The sequence below is a fragment of the Paraburkholderia tuberum STM678 genome (assembly GCF_902833905.1).
In the GTDB taxonomy this organism is placed as follows: Bacteria; Pseudomonadota; Gammaproteobacteria; order Burkholderiales; family Burkholderiaceae; genus Paraburkholderia; species Paraburkholderia tuberum.
Window position 1 is genome coordinate 94,032 of record NZ_CADFGP010000007.1, and the last position, 16,336, is coordinate 110,367.

Consider the following 16,336-nt stretch of genomic DNA (forward strand, 5'->3'; position numbering starts at 1 on the left):
TAGTCCGTTGCGTAGTCCCTGTTGCACGCAGTTCACGTTGCACTTGCTGGTGGCAGTTCCGCAGTCGCAGTTCATCAATCAACAGACCCTGGCTTCCCCGAGGAAACTCATCGTGACGTCTTCCGGATCGGCGCGCCCCGCCCGCCGCAACACTGCCTCGCCCACCGCTCGCCCGGCCGACCCCGCGGCGCCTGACGCCCTGTCCGACGTTGCCGCGCACGCCATATCGTCGAGCGTCGGTCAACATGGCGACACGCGCGCCGACCAGCGCGCCAGGCGCCGCGCCCTCGCCGCTCGCGCCACCAAAGCCCCGAAGGCCGCGCAGACCTCGGTGCCCGTCAAGCTGGACAAGGCGCAAAAGGCGTCGAAAGCCGGCAAGGCCAGCAAGGCTGAACAGGCCGCGACGTCGGCCACCGCGCGCAAGCCGGCCAAGGCCAAGGTCGATGGCGACGCAACACCCCCGCGCGCCGCGAAACCGTCGAAACCGAAGGACCTGCCGCCGGCTGAGTCCGCCGCCGCGACCACCGCGAAGAGCGGCGGCCGCACGCGCGAGGACAAGGACCACCCGCTGTTCCAGGACATCCGCTATCTCGGGCGTCTGCTCGGCGACGTGCTGCGCGAGCAGGAAGGCGAGGCGGTGTTCGACATCGTCGAGACGATCCGGCAGACGGCAGTGCGTTTCCGTCGCGAGGACGACAGCGCCGCCGCGCAGACGCTCGACAAGAAGCTGCGCACGCTGACGCCCGAGCAGACCGTCAGCGTCGTGCGCGCGTTCAGCTACTTTTCGCATCTCGCGAACATCGCCGAGGACCGTCACCGCAACCGCCGTCACCGGATTCACGCGCTCGCGGGCTCGGCCTCGCAGCCGGGCACGATCGCCCATGCGCTCGAGCGGCTCGCAGCGGCTGGTGCGGCCGCGACACCGGTGCTGCAGCGGTTTTTCGACGACGCGCTGATCATGCCGGTGCTGACCGCGCACCCGACCGAAGTGCAGCGCAAGAGCATTCTCGACGCGCAGCACGACATCGCGCGTCTGCTCGCCGAGCGCGACCAGCCGCTGACGGACCGCGAGCGAGCGCACAACGAAGCGATGCTGCGCGCGCGCGTCACGTCGCTGTGGCAAACGCGCATGCTGCGCGACTCGCGTCTGACGGTCGCCGACGAAATCGAAAACGCGCTGTCGTACTACCGCAGCACCTTCCTCGAAGAACTGCCGGCGCTGTACGCCGACATCGAGGAGGCGCTGAAGGAGCATGGTCTCGAAGCGCGCCTGCCGCCGTTCTTCCAGATGGGCAGTTGGATCGGCGGCGATCGCGACGGCAATCCGAACGTCACCGCCGAAACGCTCGAAAATGCGATCACGCGTCAGGCCGCGGTGATCTTCGAGCACTACCTGGAGCAGGTGCACAAGCTCGGCGAGGAGCTATCGATGTCGAATGTGCTCGTCGGCGCGAGCGATGCGCTCAATGAGCTCGCGGCCATCTCGCCCGACCATTCGCCGCATCGCACCGACGAGCCGTATCGTCGCGCGCTGATCGGCATCTACACGCGGCTCGCGGCAAGCGCGCGCGTGCGCCTCGGCGAAGGCAGCGTGCCGCTGCGCAGCGCCGGCCGCGGCGTCGCGCCGGTCCGCGCGATTCCCTACGACGACGCCGCCGACTTCGTGCGCGACCTCCACGTGCTGATGGATTCGCTCGCCGAGCATCACGGCGCGCCGCTCGCCGCGCCGCGTCTCGCGCCGCTCGCGCGCGCGGCCGAAGTGTTCGGCTTCCATCTCGCGAGCATCGATCTGCGGCAAAGCTCCGACATCCACGAAGCGGTGATCGCCGAGCTGCTCAAGCGCGCCGGTGTCGAGGACGATTACGCGGCGTTGCCGGAAGCCGACAAGCTGACCGTGCTGCTCGCCGAACTCGCGCAGCCGCGCGCGCTGCGCGTGCCCTCCGCCGACTACTCCGAGCTCGTGAAAAGCGAACTCGCGGTGCTCGAGGAAGCGCGCATGACGCGCGAGAAGTTCGGCGCGCGCGCGGTGCGCAACTACATCATTTCGCACACGGAGACCGTTACCGACCTGGTCGAGGTGATGCTGCTGCAGAAGGAAACCGGCCTGTTGCGCGGACGCCTCGGCCACGAGCACGACCCCGCGCGCGCCGGCCTGATGGTGATCCCGCTGTTCGAGACGATCCCCGACCTGCGCAACGCGCCGCACATCATGCGCGATCTGATCGCGCTGCCGGGCATTCGCGCGCTGATCGAACATCAGGGCAACGAGCAGGAAGTGATGCTCGGCTACTCGGACAGCAACAAGGACGGCGGCTTCCTGACGTCGAACTGGGAGCTGTATCGCGCGGAGCTTGCGCTCGTGTCGCTGTTCAACGACCGCGGCGTGACGCTGCGTCTGTTCCATGGGCGCGGCGGCACCGTCGGGCGCGGCGGCGGCCCGACCTACCAGGCGATCCTGTCGCAGCCGCCGGGCACCGTCGACGGTCAGATCCGTTTGACCGAGCAGGGCGAAGTGATCGCGAGCAAGTTCGCAAATCCGGAAATCGGCCGGCGCAATCTGGAAACCGTCGTGGCCGCGACGCTCGAAGCGTCGCTGCTGCCGCACGACCACACGTTGGCCGAGCTGCCGGTGTACGAGGAAACGATGCAGCAGCTGTCCGATACGGCGATGGCCGCGTATCGCGCGCTCGTCTACGAAACGCCGGGCTTCAAGGAGTATTTCTTCGAGTCGACGCCGATCGCGGAGATCGCCGAGTTGAACATCGGCAGCCGCCCCGCGTCGCGCAAGCTGCAGGATCCGAAGCAACGCAAGATCGAGGATCTGCGCGCGATTCCGTGGGGCTTCTCGTGGGGTCAATGCCGGCTGCTGCTGACCGGCTGGTACGGCTTCGGCAGCGCGGTCGCCGAGCACCTCGACAGCGCGCCGTCCGACGCCGAACGCGCGCGCCGTCTCGCGCTGCTGCAGAAGATGCACAAGAGCTGGCCGTTCTTTTCGAACCTGATGTCGAACATGGACATGGTCATCGCGAAGACCGACCTCGCGGTCGCGTCGCGTTATGCCGCGCTCGTGACCGACAAGAAGCTGCGCAAGCATGTGTTCGAGCGCATCGTCGCCGAGTGGGAGCGCACGTCGAAGGTGTTGTCGGAGATCACCGGCAAGAGCGACCGGCTCGCCGAGAATCCGCTGCTCGCGCGCTCGATCAAGAATCGCTTCCCGTACCTCGATCCGCTCAATCACCTGCAGGTCGAACTGCTCAAACGCTATCGCGCGGGCGACACGAATGCGCGCGTGCGGCGCGGCATTCATTTGAGCATCAACGGGATCGCGGCGGGGTTGCGCAATACCGGTTGAGGTTGCCGCATTGGCGGACAAAAGCCGGGTGTGGCCGACGCAGGTCACACCCGGCTTTTCTCATTGCGCGAATCCAGCCGCTACAATAGAGCCCGCCATGTACCAGTACAAGTTCGGCAATTATTCTGGTATCTCTATTACCCCCTCCACGCGCAGCCGATAGCATGACGACGCCGTCTTCCGCCGACCACCCGCCGCCGCTCGACGCCACCCCGGCGCGCGCGCTCGGCGACTTCATCCGCGCCCATCGCGAGCGGCTGTCGCCGCAGGCGGTCGGGCTGCCGCCGGGGCCGCGTCGCCGCACGCCCGGTCTGCGGCGCGAGGAAGTCGCGCAGCTGTGCGGCGTGAGCCCGACCTGGTACACGTGGATCGAGCAGGGCCGGCCAGTGTCCGCTTCCGCCGATGCGCTCGCGCGCATCGCGGTCGCGTTGCAGCTGTCGCGCGCCGAGCGCGCGTATCTGTTCGAGCTGGCCGCGCAACGCGATCCGGCCGAGCCCGACCCGGCCGCCGCCGATGCGCCCGCCACGCTGCTGCAAACCGTGCAGCTCATCGACACGCCCGCCTACGTGCTCGACCGGCAGTGGAATGCGCTTGCGTGGAACGAGCGTGCGGCCGATCTGTTCGTCGGCTGGCTCGACGGCGCGCACGACCGCAACCTGCTGCGCTACACGTTCACCGAGCCGGCCGCGCGCGCGTTGATCGTCGATTGGGAAACGCGCGCGCGGCGGCTCGCCGCCGAATTCCGCGCCGACTCGATCCGCCATCTGAACGATGCGCCCACACGTGGGCTGATCGATTCGCTTTCGGCCGCGAGCGACGAGTTCGCACGCTACTGGGCCTCCCAGGACGTCGGCGGCCGCGAAGGTGGCAGGCGCGAGTTCAACCATCCGCGCGACGGGCGCATCGTTTGTGACCAGATCACGTTCAAGCCCGCGCATCGCGAGGATCTGAAGCTCGTGGTGCTGGTGCGCGAATAGGCCCGCGATGGGCGCGGCAGCGCTTTGGCCGCCCTCACCCGGTGTTAAAATCTTCGTCTTTCTTCGCTGCGGCGGCGCTTCTGCACGATTCGCGCACTCGCGTTGCCAGCCTCTTCACCGCTCGTTTTTACCGCCCAACACCATGACGTCCCAACTGCACAAAAAAGGCGAAGCCTGGTCGGCTCGCTTCTCGGAGCCGATGTCGGAACTCGTCAAACGCTACACGTCGTCGGTTTTCTTCGACAAGCGTCTGGCGTTCGTCGACATCGAAGGGTCGCTCGCGCACGCGTCGATGCTCGCCGCGCAGAAGATCATTTCCGCCGACGACCTCGCCGCGATCCAGCGCGGCATGGCGCAGATCAAAGGTGAAATCGAGCGCGGCGAGTTCGAATGGCAGCTCGATCTCGAAGACGTGCACCTGAACATCGAAGCGCGCCTGACCGCGCTGATCGGCGACGCCGGCAAGCGCCTGCACACCGGCCGCTCACGCAACGACCAGGTTGCGACCGACATCCGCCTGTGGCTGCGCGGCGAGATCGACCGCCTCGGCGAACTGCTCACCGAACTGCGCGTGGCGCTGCTCGAGATCGCGGAGAAGAACGCCGCGACCATCATGCCGGGCTTCACGCACCTGCAGGTCGCGCAGCCCGTCACGTTCGGCCACCATCTGCTCGCGTACGTCGAAATGTTCTCGCGCGACGCCGAGCGCATGATCGACTGCCGCAAGCGCGTGAACCGTCTGCCGCTCGGCGCGGCCGCGCTCGCCGGCACCAGCTATCCGATCGACCGTCACGCCGTGGCGAAGACGCTCGGCTTCGACGGCATCTGCGCGAACTCGCTCGACGCAGTCTCCGACCGCGACTTCGCGATCGAATTCACGGCCGCCTCCGCGCTCGTCATGACGCACGTGTCGCGCTTCTCCGAAGAACTGGTGCTGTGGATGAGCCCGCGCGTCGGCTTCATCGATCTGGCCGACCGTTTCTGCACCGGCTCGTCGATCATGCCGCAGAAGAAGAACCCGGACGTGCCCGAACTCGCGCGCGGCAAGACCGGCCGCGTGAACGGCCATCTGATGGCGCTGCTCACGCTGATGAAGGGCCAACCGCTCGCGTACAACAAGGACAACCAGGAAGACAAGGAGCCGCTGTTCGACACCGTCGATACGGTCGCCGACACGCTGCGCATCTTCGCCGAAATGGTCGCCGGCATCACGGTCAAGCCGCAGGCGATGCGCGACGCCGCGCTGCAAGGCTTCTCGACCGCGACGGACCTCGCCGACTATCTCGTCAAGCGCGGCCTGCCGTTCCGCGACGCGCACGAAGCAGTCGCGCTCGCGGTGCGCGTGTGCGCCGATCGCGGCTGCGATCTCGCGGACCTGACGCTCGACGAAATGCGCGGCGAACTGCCGAACGTCGCGCATCTGATCGGCGACGACGTGTTCTCGTATCTGACGCTCGAGGGCTCGGTGGCGAGCCGCAATCATCCGGGCGGCACCGCGCCCGAGCAGGTGCTGGCCGCGGTGAAAGCGGCGCGTGCGACGTTGAAGTAATCGACGCCTGGGCAGCGCCGTGAGCCTCAGCTTGCGGCGTGGCTGGTTGAACCGGGATCGAAAAGGCGGGCCCGTTTGGCGGGTTCGCCTTTTTTATTGCCGCGTGTGAATGGCGAATCGAAGGAAAAAGAAAGCCCGCCAGAAGCGGGCTGAAAAGACTTCCACCGATGCCTCAGCAAGAGGCCATCAGAGTGTAGGCGGGTTTCGCTCGCCGACCAATGCGCGCACATTTCCGGCCATTACAGCGGAAAGCAAAGCACCTCAGCGGGGCACGCACGATGACATCCGGCGGGCGAACGCCAATTGAATCCCGACGGTTTTTGACTACCATTCAATCAGGTTCTCCTCGCGGTTCGTCGACGATGCTCTCTCGCACTTCTCCCCCTCCTGTTTCTCACCGTGTGGCTCTGCGCTCCTTCACGGCCGCTCGCATGCATCGGCTATCGCTCGCCGCGCTCGGTGTTGTCGCCGTGGCCGGTTGCACGATCACACCGCTGACGCCTCACGAAACCGTCAGCACACCGGTGGCCGCGATCAACAGCGCGACGCTCGATCAATATCGCGACGCGGTCGCACGACGGATCGTCGAGCGCAATCCGTCGTATGTGCTCCAGGGCAGGCCTCAGCCGATGCTGCGCTCGCTGGTGGTGGTGTCGTTCACGGTCGATCGTTATGGACACATCGTCGAGTCGTCGGTGTATCGCACGAACGGCGACGACGAAGCCGAAAGCACCGCGCTCGCGACGCTGCGCCGCTCGGCGCCGCTGCCGCAACCGCCCGGCAAGCTGCTGAATGGCCGCGGCCAGCTCGAGCTGTTCGAAGACTGGCTGTTCAACGACAACGGCAAATTCCAGCTGCGCGAGCTCGCCTCGCCGCAAGCGGAAACGTACGACTGAGCGCGGTTGGCGCGTGCGCTGACACGCACCGCCCAGCGCAGCCGCGCATGGGTCGGCCACGCGCGAGCTACTCGAGTCATCGCGCATAACTCATAAAGCAACCTCGTTGCCGCGCAAGCTTGCGCCGCCATTGCTGCGCGACGAGCGCGCTCGCTATAATTTTCCGATTCCCCGCGCCGGAGCCTTCCGGCATGGCTCACGCCGTCCGCACACCCGCCGGCGCGGCGCATGAGCCGACTGCAGTGCCGCGCCGCCACCCCGCGTGCGGCGCCCAAACCTATACCTCAACGAGGATGCCGCCGTTGCGCGCCGCCTGTCTGCGAAACACGGCTCAGCGCGCCGCGGCCTCATACAATTGGAGACCCTGCATGTCCACTTCGCCGATTTCCGCCGCTCAGCCCGCAAGCGGGCAAAACAATACCGCGCGGATCATCTTCGCGAGCTTCATCGGCACCGCGATCGAGTTCTACGATTTCTATGTCTACGCGACCGCCGCGGCGCTCGTGATCGGACCGGTATTCTTCCCGCATGGCTCGGCCACCGCGCAGGCGCTGTCGGCGTTCGTCACGTTTGGCATCGCGTTCGTCGCGCGACCGATCGGCTCGTTCCTGTTCGGCCACTTCGGCGACCGCATCGGCCGCAAATCGACTCTGGTTGCGTCGCTGCTCGTGATGGGCCTGTCGACCACGCTGATCGGCTTCGTGCCGGGCTACGACGCGATCGGCAGCCTCGCGCCGATCCTGCTGTGCGTGCTGCGTTTCGGCCAGGGTATCGGCCTCGGCGGCGAATGGGGCGGCGCCGCGCTGCTCGCCACCGAAAACGCGCCGGCCGGCAAACGCGGCTGGTTCGGCATGTTCCCGCAACTCGGGCCCTCGATCGGCTTTCTCGCGTCCAACGGCCTGTTCTTCGCGCTCGCAATGTCGCTCTCCGACGAGCAGTTCCGCAGCTGGGGCTGGCGCGTGCCGTTCATCGTCAGCTCGGTGCTCGTCGCGCTCGGGCTGTACGTGCGGCTGAAGATTGCCGAAACGCCCGCGTTCCAGGTAGCGATCGAGCGCAAGGAGCGCGTGCGCGTGCCGATCGCGACGCTGTTCTCACAGCACTGGCGGCCGACCGTGCTCGGCGCGCTCGCGATGGTGGTCTGCTACACGCTGTTCTACAACGCGACGACGTTCTCGCTGTCGTACGGCGTCGGGTCGCTGCATATTCCGCGGCAGACGTTCCTCGGCCTGCTGTGCATCGCGGTCGTGTTCATGGCAATCGCGACGCCGCTGTCGGCCCGTGCGAGCGATCGCTTCGGGCGTAAGCCGGTGCTGATCGTCGGCATCATCGCGGCGATCCTGTCGGGCTTCACGATGGCGCCGCTGCTCGGCAGCGGCGAGCCGTTGCTCGTGCTGCTGTTTCTCGTGATCCAGCTGTTCCTGATGGGCGTGACCTTCGCGCCGATGGGCGCGCTGCTGCCGGAACTGTTTCCGACCAACGTGCGCTATACGGGCGCCGGCGTCGCGTACAACCTCGGCGGGATTCTCGGCGCGTCGGTCGCACCGTATATCGCGCAGGTGCTCGCCGCGCACGGCGGCTTGGCGTGGGTCGGCGCGTACGTGTCGGTCGCCGCGACCGTGAGCCTTGTCGGCGTGCTGTGCATGCGCGAGACGCGTGATGAGAGTTTGATGAAATGATGCAACGCGCATCGACGGAACAACGCTTTCGTCGATGCGCGTTTGCCGAGGTTCGATCGATGCTGCACGCGCGCAGTTTTTACGCGTCTGCGGCAGCAGGCAGAGAGCATTATTTCCTCGCTGTTTCCGCGGCCCGGCCCGGGTAAAACCCCCGCCTTGCGCGTCCTTTTGACTTGCCTATACTCCCTGACATAACCCTATAAAAAACGGGGAGATCCGCATGAACGTCCATCTTCACAATGCCGATATCGTGACGATCATCGCGCTGGCCTTGCTCGGCTCGCTGCTGCTCGCGCTGCGCTTCCGTCCGACGACATGGAAATCCATCGTCGTCGAGGCGCTGGCCGCGAACGCCGCGGCCATTGCCGCGGTGGTCGCGTTCGAAATGCTGGTCGCCTGAGGCTGGTGCTCCGGGCCTGAGCACGGCGCGCGGCTTAGCGGTAGTAGTAGCCGTGATGGTAGTAGCCACCGCCGTAGTAATAGCCCGGCGCCGGCGCGATAACGCAGCCGCCGAGTGCCGATGCGAGCAGCGTGCCGGCCACGAGAGTCAGGATCAAGCGTTTCATGTTGTTCTCCATCGAGTCAGATTGATTCGAGCGCAAACCCCGAATGACCCGATTGGACACGACGCGCGCCGCAACGAACGTTGCCATTTGTAAGGGAACATCACCGAGCTGTTACAGGACCGGCGCGCTGGATCGGCGCGTTCGATCGACCGCCCCGCTGCCGCCAGATCGCGCCACCATGGCGGAAAACACCGCCTATACTCCGTTGAGCGCACTGTCGCGATAGAAACCTTGCTGGCCGCGCCGGCGTCGCCGCAATCGAGCGGTTACGACGCGCGCCATGCGAGCCTCGACGCACCGCGGCGTATCAGCTTGCCGCCCCCGCGTCCGCGCATCGGACGCTTCGGCGTCCAACGAAAAGCGACAGTTTTAACAGACGTGTAATCGATTCCTCTCCGCCCGCTGTTCCCCGACACGGGCGTTCTTTGAGGCGCGACGATGCAGTCCCCGCCAGCAAGGGTGGACTACGCATCGCGCCTCTTTTCTTTTGCGCAAACGATTGCGCGAGCGCACGAACGAACTCAGGCGGCGGCAGATCCTTGCTGCATCGCGAGCACCGGCTCTGCCGCGTACACGTAGTCGATCGCTTCGAGCGCCGCGCTGATCGGCGGCACCGAGTCGCCGTCGCCGATCGAGGTCGAGCGATACGGCGCCTCGACGCCGCAATGCGATGGCGACGTCGCGACGAAGATCATCACGGTGCGCTTTTGCAGCGCATGCGCGAGGTGCACGAAACCCGTATCGGTACCGACCACGAGCGCGCACGCGCCGATCATCTGCGCAACTTCGGTCACACTCAATGGCGGCAGCACGGTCGCGCCTGGCACCTGCGCGGCGATCTGCCCGGCTTCGGCAAGCTCACCGTCCGAACCCCACGGCAGCACCACACGAAAACCGCGCTCGCTCAACTCGCGTCCAAGCGCCGCCCAGTGCGTGAGCGGCCATTTCTTGTCTGCTTTCGAGGTGGCGTGAAAGAGCGCCGCGACAGGCGCGTCTTGCGTCGCGAACGGCTGCGGGACGGTTTCGGGTAGCTGCAGGTCGTAGATGGGCGGTCCTTCCACTTCGTAGCCGAGCGCCTCGCTGGCGCTGATGCGCATGCCGTGCCACGCGCTGCCTTGCGGACGTGGGCCGAAACGCCCGGTGTAGGCGAACGCCGCGCCACGCTCGCCCAGATCCAGGGATTGATAGCCGATGCGCCGCGATGAGCGCGCGAGGAAGGCGATGATCGCGCTCTTGTAGACGCCGTGAATGTCGATGATGTAGTCGTAGCGATACGCGCGCAGCTCGGCGATGGATGCCCAGATCGCCTTCAGATCACTCCAGCGACGCGCCTTCTTGAAGCGGCGCAGCGGCGCGCACAGCACGCGATCGACGCCCTGGCTCCAATGCACGACTTGCGCGAATGCTTCGTCCGCCGCCCAATCCACCTGAACGCCAGGAAATGCGCGTTTGATGTCGGCGACGACTGGCAACGCCTGCACGATATCGCCTAGTGAAGTGACCTTGACAATAAGTATTCGCTTCATTGAGGGTCTGTTCGTTATTCGAAATTGAAACTATTCTAGCTGACGTTTTACCGATCCCGCCAAATGGCCGTTGCGCACGGTCCGATTCTCAATACGGCACGTTACAGCAAAAAAAATATCCGCCTGATGATTCACTTCACTTCATTATTTCAAACATCTTTCACGTGTTGTGGTCGATCCCGCACGCTTTATACTTGGCCCTTTGCACGAATCTAATTCATGTCCCGGCCCTTCCCTTCCCGTTCGCCCGCTGTCATGCGTCACGCAAAACGCCTGTGGCGGCAATACGGCATCTTCTGGCTCGGTGCCATCGCCGTCGGCCTGGTCGCGGTGCTGTACGCGCGTCTGATCGACTGGGGGTATGACGCGTTTCTCGATGTCCGGCAGCGGTATGTGTGGGCGCCGCTCGTGATCACGCCCGCGGTTGCCGCACTCGCGGTCTGGCTCACGCGCAAGTTCTTTCGCGGCTCCGAGGGCAGCGGCATCCCGCAGGTCATCGCAACGCTGCACACGAAACAGCGCGGATACGGCACGCGGCTGCTGTCGCTGCGAATTCTGCTCGGCAAAATCGGCGTGTCGTTTCTCGCGATTCTCGGCGGCTTTACGATCGGCCGTGAAGGACCGACCGTGCAGGTCGGCGCCGCGCTGATGTTCAATCTGCGCCGGTTCTATCCGCGCTCGAATGCGCAGATCGAACGGCAGCTCACGTTGGCGGGCGCGGCAGCGGGTTTGTCGGCGGCGTTCAATACACCGCTCGCGGGCGTCGTATTCGCAATCGAGGAATTGACGCGCAGCTTCGAGGCGCGCACGAGTGGCGTGCTGATCACGGCGATCATCATTGCGGGTGTCGTCGCACTGGGCCTGAACGGCAACTACACGTATTTCGGCACGATCCAGATCGGCGCGCATTTCCCTGATCTGCTCGCCGTCGCGGTGGTGCTCACCGCGATCGTCACGGGAATCGCGGGCGGTATCTTCGGCTGGCTGCTGCTCAATACCGCGCGCTGGATTCCGGAGCCGCTGCGTCAGTTGCACGGCGAGCGGCCGGTTGTGTTCGCCGCGCTGTGCGGCTTCGCGATCGCGGTGGTCGGCGTGATCTCGGGCGGCACGACGTTCGGCAGCGGCTATACGGAAGCGCGCGGCCTGCTCGAGGGACACGAGCAGTTGTCGGTGTTCTATCCGTTCCTGAAGATGATCGCGATGGTCGGCTCATACCTGCCGGGCATTCCGGGCGGCATCTTCGCGCCGTCGCTGTCGATCGGCGCGGGCTTCGGCAATCTGCTGCACATGGTGTTCGATTCGATGCAATTGCCGATGCTGATCGCGCTCGCGATGGTCGGCTATCTGGCCGCGGTCACGCAGTCGCCGATCACTTCGTTCGTGATCGTGATGGAGATGATCGACGGCCACGCGCTCGTGATTTCGCTGATGGCCACCGCGTTGATCGCGAGCCGAGTGTCCCGCCTGTTCGCGCCGCCGCTCTATGAGTCGCTCGCCGAGCGCTACGTGGCGCCGCTGCCGCAGCCCACGCCTGCGCCAGTGCCGGAAGTGCCCGAGGTCGAGGTGCCGGAAGCGGAAAGCGAGGACGGCGAGCCGAGCGCCGACGATGCCGCGGACGACATCACGACGGATACCGCCGACTCGCCGCGTCAGTAGATGCGTGAGGGCGACGCGAGGCTGACGTTGCGCGGGGTAACGGCACCGCTGGAGTGCAACGGTTCATTTCGACCGGGAAATGGCGAGCGCCGTGGAGATGCGAAGAGACGACTTCAGACAGAAGCCAGAGGACGAGCCGAACGCCGCAACGCATCACGTCGCTCCGACGCGACGCCATGCGACGTCCTGCACATGATGCGAGACGGACCGCGGTCCATCCGAAGCTCAGGCCTGGGGTATTTCGATCTTGACTTCAAGCACTTCGAGATCGTCCTGACGCTCGAGACTCACGCGTATGTCGTCGTCGGAAATCTTCACGTACTTCGAGATCACGGCCACCAGTTCGCGTTGCAACGCAGGCAGATAATCGGCGGGCGCATGGCCGCCGGCGCGCTCGTGCGCGATGATCAACTGCAGGCGTTCCTTCGCTACCGACGCGGACTTCTTTTTCTCGCCCAGCAAAAACGAAAGAATCGACATGACGTGCGCTCCCCTTACTTGGTGCCGAAGAGGCGCTGCAGCAGCCCGGGCTTCTGGTAATCGACAAAGCGAAGCGATTTCTGCTCGCCGAGGAAACGCGACACGACGTCCTTATAGGCTTCGGCCACATCGGTGCCGTCCATATGCACGGCCGGCAGACCTTGGTTCGACGCGTGCAGCACCGCTTCCGATTCCGGAATCACGCCGATCAGATCGATGCGCAGAATTTCCTGGATGTCGGTCAACGACAGCATTTCGCCTTCGCTGACACGCTTCGGGTTGTAGCGGGTGATCAGCAGGTGCTCCTTGATCGGTTCCTTGCCTTCGATCGCGCGCTTGGTCTTCGACGACAGGATGCCGAGAATGCGATCGGAGTCGCGCACCGACGACACTTCCGGGTTCGTCACGATCAGCGCTTCGTCGGCGAAGTGCATCGCAAGCAGCGCGCCCGACTCGATACCGGCCGGCGAATCGCAGACGATGTATTCGAAGTCCATCGCGATCAGATCGTTGATGACCTTCTCGACACCTTCCATCGTCAGCGCGTCTTTATCGCGCGTTTGCGAGGCCGGGAGGATGAACAGGTTCTCGCATTTCTTGTCTTTGATCAGCGCCTGATTCAGATTCGCTTCGCCCTGGATCACGTTGATCAGGTCGTACACGACGCGGCGCTCGCAGCCCATGATGAGGTCGAGGTTGCGCAGGCCGACGTCGAAGTCGATCACGGCGGTCTTGCTGCCGCGCAACGCGAGGGCCGACGCAAAGCTCGCGCTCGTGGTCGTCTTGCCCACGCCACCCTTGCCCGAAGTCACCACAATGATTTTTGCCATTACCCTTACCTTGTGTTCGTCAAATGCGTCAATTGGTGCGCGGCCCGCCTCGCCGTGAAACGCCGCGTGCCGCAATCGCTCGGGGCAGGGCGCGTTTCGCGGCGCTTTACGTGAGCCGCAGCGGTTCGATCATCAGCTTTTCTTCTTCGAGCCAGATCTGCACCGGCTTGCCGAGCACGTCGGCCGGCAGCGGGTTCTCGGTCGTTCGATAGATGCCCGCGATGGAGATCAGTTCCGGTTCGAGACACGTGCAGAAGATGCGCGCGTCGTGATTGCCCTGCACGCCGGCCAACGCCCGGCCGCGCAGCGGCGCGTAAATGTGGATGTTGCCTTCCGCGATCACCTCGGCGCCGTAGCTGACCAGACCGAGCACGACCAGATCGCCTTTTGCGTAAATACGCTGACCCGAGCGCAACGGCTTGTCGACCACCATCGTTTGCGGCGACGTGGCAAGACGCACCGGCTCGGCGGCGGGCGTGGGTTCGACGGCGGCGGCAGCGGCCGTGCCCGTGGCCGCGCTGGCGGTTGCGGATGCAGAGCTGGCGGACGCGCTCGTGCCCGCGCTTGCCTCGGTGCCTGCTGTCGCGTCTGCCGCGCTCGCCGTGCTGTCCTCATCGGCCTGCTTCGCCGGCGCGCCGCGGCGATCGCGCGCTTCGAGCAACGGCAATCCCGACTCCGTCGCCCACTGTTGCTCCGCATTCGCGACCACACCGACCGGACGCATGCGCACGCTGTCGAGCAGTTGCGCGATGTCGGCGAGCGGCACGCGTTCGTTGCCGGCGAGACGCCGCACGTCGATCGCGACGACGTCGTTAGCGAAGAATTCGGGGGTCGCCTCGAAGCGTCGCGTCAGCTCGGCACGCATCGCATCGAGGTCGGTCGTTTTGACCACGAACATCAGCGTGTCGACAGAGCCGCTGCGCAGTTCGAAAAAGGGCGATTTCTTGGGCGACATAGCGTTCGGCGAAAAATTTTGCGTATTTTACAGGCGTACAAGCGCGCGGCCACTATTTTTCCCGGGAGAATCGGTGCTCGCGCGCGCGAGCGCAACGCGTGTCGTCGATGCGATCGACGCGCGACGGTGCGAAAGAAACGCTGGCGGGAAAAAGACCGTGATGAAGGGACGGCGAAGACGAGCGGCGCGCGCGACGCGCCGCTTGGGCGATCACTGCTGTAACACCTGCGAAGTGGTCGGCACGTGCCGCACCAGCAGACTTTCGACCTGCTCGGGTGCGCGCTCGACGCGCCGGTGCTCGCCGGTCGGGCCAAAGCCCAGCGCTTCGTAAAAGCGCATCGCGTTGCGGTTCGCGTCGGCGACCCACGCGTAGATTTCCGTGGCGCCCGCATTCGCGAGCCAGCTGCTCGCGGTATCGACGAGCAGCTCGCCGCCGCGCAGATGGCGCACGGCCGGCGCCACCCACAACTCGCAGACGAACGCGCGACGCGCCGCGGTGTCGTCGAAATGCGCCTCGATCAGCCCGGCCGGATGACCCTCGGTATAGAGCAGGAATGCACCGACGGACTGCGAAACCGCGTGATTCGCCGCGGTCGCGTCGAAACTGGCGGCATCGGCCGACAACGCGTCCTCGAGCGTCGCGCCGAAGGCATACGGCGCCTCCCGCAGCGAGGCCGTGCGGAGTTCGCGAAAAACGGCGCCCTGATCAGCAGTGATGCGGCGAACGGTCAATGACGGACTCATGCAGACGAAACCCCTGGAAACCCTAACGCGTAGCTTTAACCGAACCGGCCGGCGAGTCAAATTTATTATTGACCAGAATATGCGGTCCCGCTCACGGCGCGTCGTAGTCGCCCGTGCCGTCCGGCCACGGCGTCAGCAGTTCATAGCCGTCGTCGGTCACGGCGACCATGTGCTCCCATTGCGCCGACAGCGAGCGGTCCTTCGTGATCACGGTCCAGCCGTCGCGCTGTACCGACGTGCCGGCGCGGCCCGCGTTGATCATCGGCTCGATCGTGAAGACCATGCCCGGCTTCAGGCGCACCCCCTGCCCCGGCTGCCCATAGTGCAGCACCTGCGGGTCCTCGTGATAGACCTTGCCGATGCCGTGCCCGCAGTAGTCGCGCACGATCGAGAAGCCCTCGCGCTGCGCGACCTTCTGGATCGCGTGGCCGACGTCGCCGAGCGTCGCGCCCGGCTTCACCTCGCGGATGCCGGCCACCATCGCCTCGTAGGTCGTGTCGATCAGCGCACGCGCGACCGTGCTCGACTGGCCGACGCAATACATGCGGCTCGTGTCGCCGAAATAGCCGTCCTTGATGATCGCGACGTCGATGTTGAGGATGTCGCCGTCCTTCAGGATCTCGTTGCGATTCGGAATGCCGTGACACACGACATGGTTGACCGACGTGCAGACGGTCTTCGGAAAGCCCAGATAGCCGACATTGGCCGGAATCGCTTTCTGCGTGCGGACGATGTAGTCGTTGCACAGCGCGTCGAGGTCGTCGGTGCAGACGCCTGCCTTGACGTGCTCGCCGATCATTGCCAGCACATCGGCCGCGAGGCGGCCCGCAATGCGCAGCTTCGCGATATCGTCGGGAGTCTTGTACGTAATGGCCATGAATTCAGTCGATGTGAGTCGCGGGTCAAGCGCGAGATGACCCGCCGCGCCCGAAAGCCCGGCGGCCCGCAACCGCCGCTCGATTGGGCGATTTCGGGCAATTGTACAGAGGATCGTCAGTGGACCCCTCGAAAACCGGCCGAAGCGGTGCGCGAGAAGCGGCGGTGGCGCTGTCGCGGCTTGCTGCGGCGCGCGCCCGAATCAGGATGACAGTTTTTGCGCGGCCCGTTGCGGGCCTGGGCGCTCGCATCG

General features: G+C 65.4%; 14 protein-coding genes. 7 read left to right on the forward strand and 7 right to left on the reverse strand.

Annotated elements, in window-relative coordinates; genetic code table 11:
• Positions 1–112 precede the first annotated feature (112 nt).
• From ppc to HWY30_RS07995, 6 genes are all read left to right on the forward strand, one after another.
• On the forward strand, positions 113–3,352 hold the full coding sequence (ppc, locus tag HWY30_RS07970) for a phosphoenolpyruvate carboxylase (RefSeq protein ID WP_090805617.1): 3,240 nt from the start codon (positions 113–115) through the stop codon (positions 3,350–3,352).
• Positions 3,353–3,516: 164 nt separating this feature from the next.
• Positions 3,517–4,329 carry a helix-turn-helix transcriptional regulator gene (locus HWY30_RS07975; RefSeq protein ID WP_090803503.1) on the forward strand — a complete coding sequence of 271 codons (813 nt, stop codon included), beginning with the start codon at positions 3,517–3,519 and terminating at the stop codon, positions 4,327–4,329.
• 142 nt (positions 4,330–4,471) lie between these two features.
• Entirely contained in the window at positions 4,472–5,878 is a 1,407-nt protein-coding gene (gene argH / locus HWY30_RS07980; protein ID WP_090803502.1) for an argininosuccinate lyase, read from the forward strand.
• Between the two features lie 362 nt (positions 5,879–6,240).
• Positions 6,241–6,774 carry an energy transducer TonB family protein gene (locus HWY30_RS07985; protein WP_090803500.1) on the forward strand — a complete coding sequence of 178 codons (534 nt, stop codon included), beginning with the start codon at positions 6,241–6,243 and terminating at the stop codon, positions 6,772–6,774.
• A gap of 368 nt (positions 6,775–7,142) precedes the next feature.
• The gene (locus tag HWY30_RS07990) at positions 7,143–8,450 is read left to right on the forward strand and encodes an MFS transporter (protein ID WP_090803499.1); all 1,308 of its coding nucleotides are present in this window, start codon (positions 7,143–7,145) and stop codon (positions 8,448–8,450) included.
• A gap of 220 nt (positions 8,451–8,670) precedes the next feature.
• A complete protein-coding gene (locus tag HWY30_RS07995; RefSeq protein WP_018419748.1) occupies positions 8,671–8,850 on the forward strand; it encodes a hypothetical protein in 180 nt (59 codons plus the stop codon).
• A gap of 34 nt (positions 8,851–8,884) precedes the next feature.
• Here the strand turns inward: HWY30_RS07995 and HWY30_RS42440 are convergent, their stop codons facing one another.
• Together HWY30_RS42440 and waaC are read right to left on the reverse strand one after the other, a co-directional pair.
• Entirely contained in the window at positions 8,885–9,016 is a 132-nt protein-coding gene (locus HWY30_RS42440; RefSeq protein WP_269217455.1) for a hypothetical protein, read from the reverse strand.
• A 521-nt stretch (positions 9,017–9,537) separates the two neighbouring features.
• A complete protein-coding gene (gene waaC, locus HWY30_RS08000) occupies positions 9,538–10,542 on the reverse strand; it encodes a lipopolysaccharide heptosyltransferase I (protein ID WP_090803495.1) in 1,005 nt (334 codons plus the stop codon).
• Positions 10,543–10,761: 219 nt separating this feature from the next.
• On the opposite strand from waaC, the gene HWY30_RS08005 reads away from it, so the two are divergent.
• Positions 10,762–12,198, forward strand: coding sequence for a chloride channel protein (locus HWY30_RS08005; protein WP_090803493.1), 1,437 nt, complete (start codon positions 10,762–10,764; stop codon positions 12,196–12,198).
• A gap of 225 nt (positions 12,199–12,423) precedes the next feature.
• Here HWY30_RS08005 and minE read toward each other — a convergent pair whose 3' ends face one another.
• The 5 genes from minE to map form a co-directional block, all read right to left on the reverse strand.
• Positions 12,424–12,678 carry a cell division topological specificity factor MinE gene (minE, locus tag HWY30_RS08010; RefSeq protein ID WP_008922443.1) on the reverse strand — a complete coding sequence of 85 codons (255 nt, stop codon included), beginning with the start codon at positions 12,676–12,678 and terminating at the stop codon, positions 12,424–12,426.
• A 14-nt stretch (positions 12,679–12,692) separates the two neighbouring features.
• The gene (gene minD, locus HWY30_RS08015; RefSeq protein ID WP_018419744.1) at positions 12,693–13,508 is read right to left on the reverse strand and encodes a septum site-determining protein MinD; all 816 of its coding nucleotides are present in this window, start codon (positions 13,506–13,508) and stop codon (positions 12,693–12,695) included.
• A 106-nt stretch (positions 13,509–13,614) separates the two neighbouring features.
• A complete protein-coding gene (gene minC, locus HWY30_RS08020; RefSeq protein ID WP_090803491.1) occupies positions 13,615–14,463 on the reverse strand; it encodes a septum site-determining protein MinC in 849 nt (282 codons plus the stop codon).
• Positions 14,464–14,673: 210 nt separating this feature from the next.
• Positions 14,674–15,207, reverse strand: coding sequence for a GNAT family N-acetyltransferase (locus HWY30_RS08025; protein ID WP_090803490.1), 534 nt, complete (start codon positions 15,205–15,207; stop codon positions 14,674–14,676).
• A gap of 91 nt (positions 15,208–15,298) precedes the next feature.
• Positions 15,299–16,084, reverse strand: a complete 786-nt coding sequence (gene map, locus HWY30_RS08030) for a type I methionyl aminopeptidase (protein WP_090805615.1) — start codon at positions 16,082–16,084, stop codon at positions 15,299–15,301.
• Between the last annotated feature and the right edge of the window lie 252 nt (positions 16,085–16,336).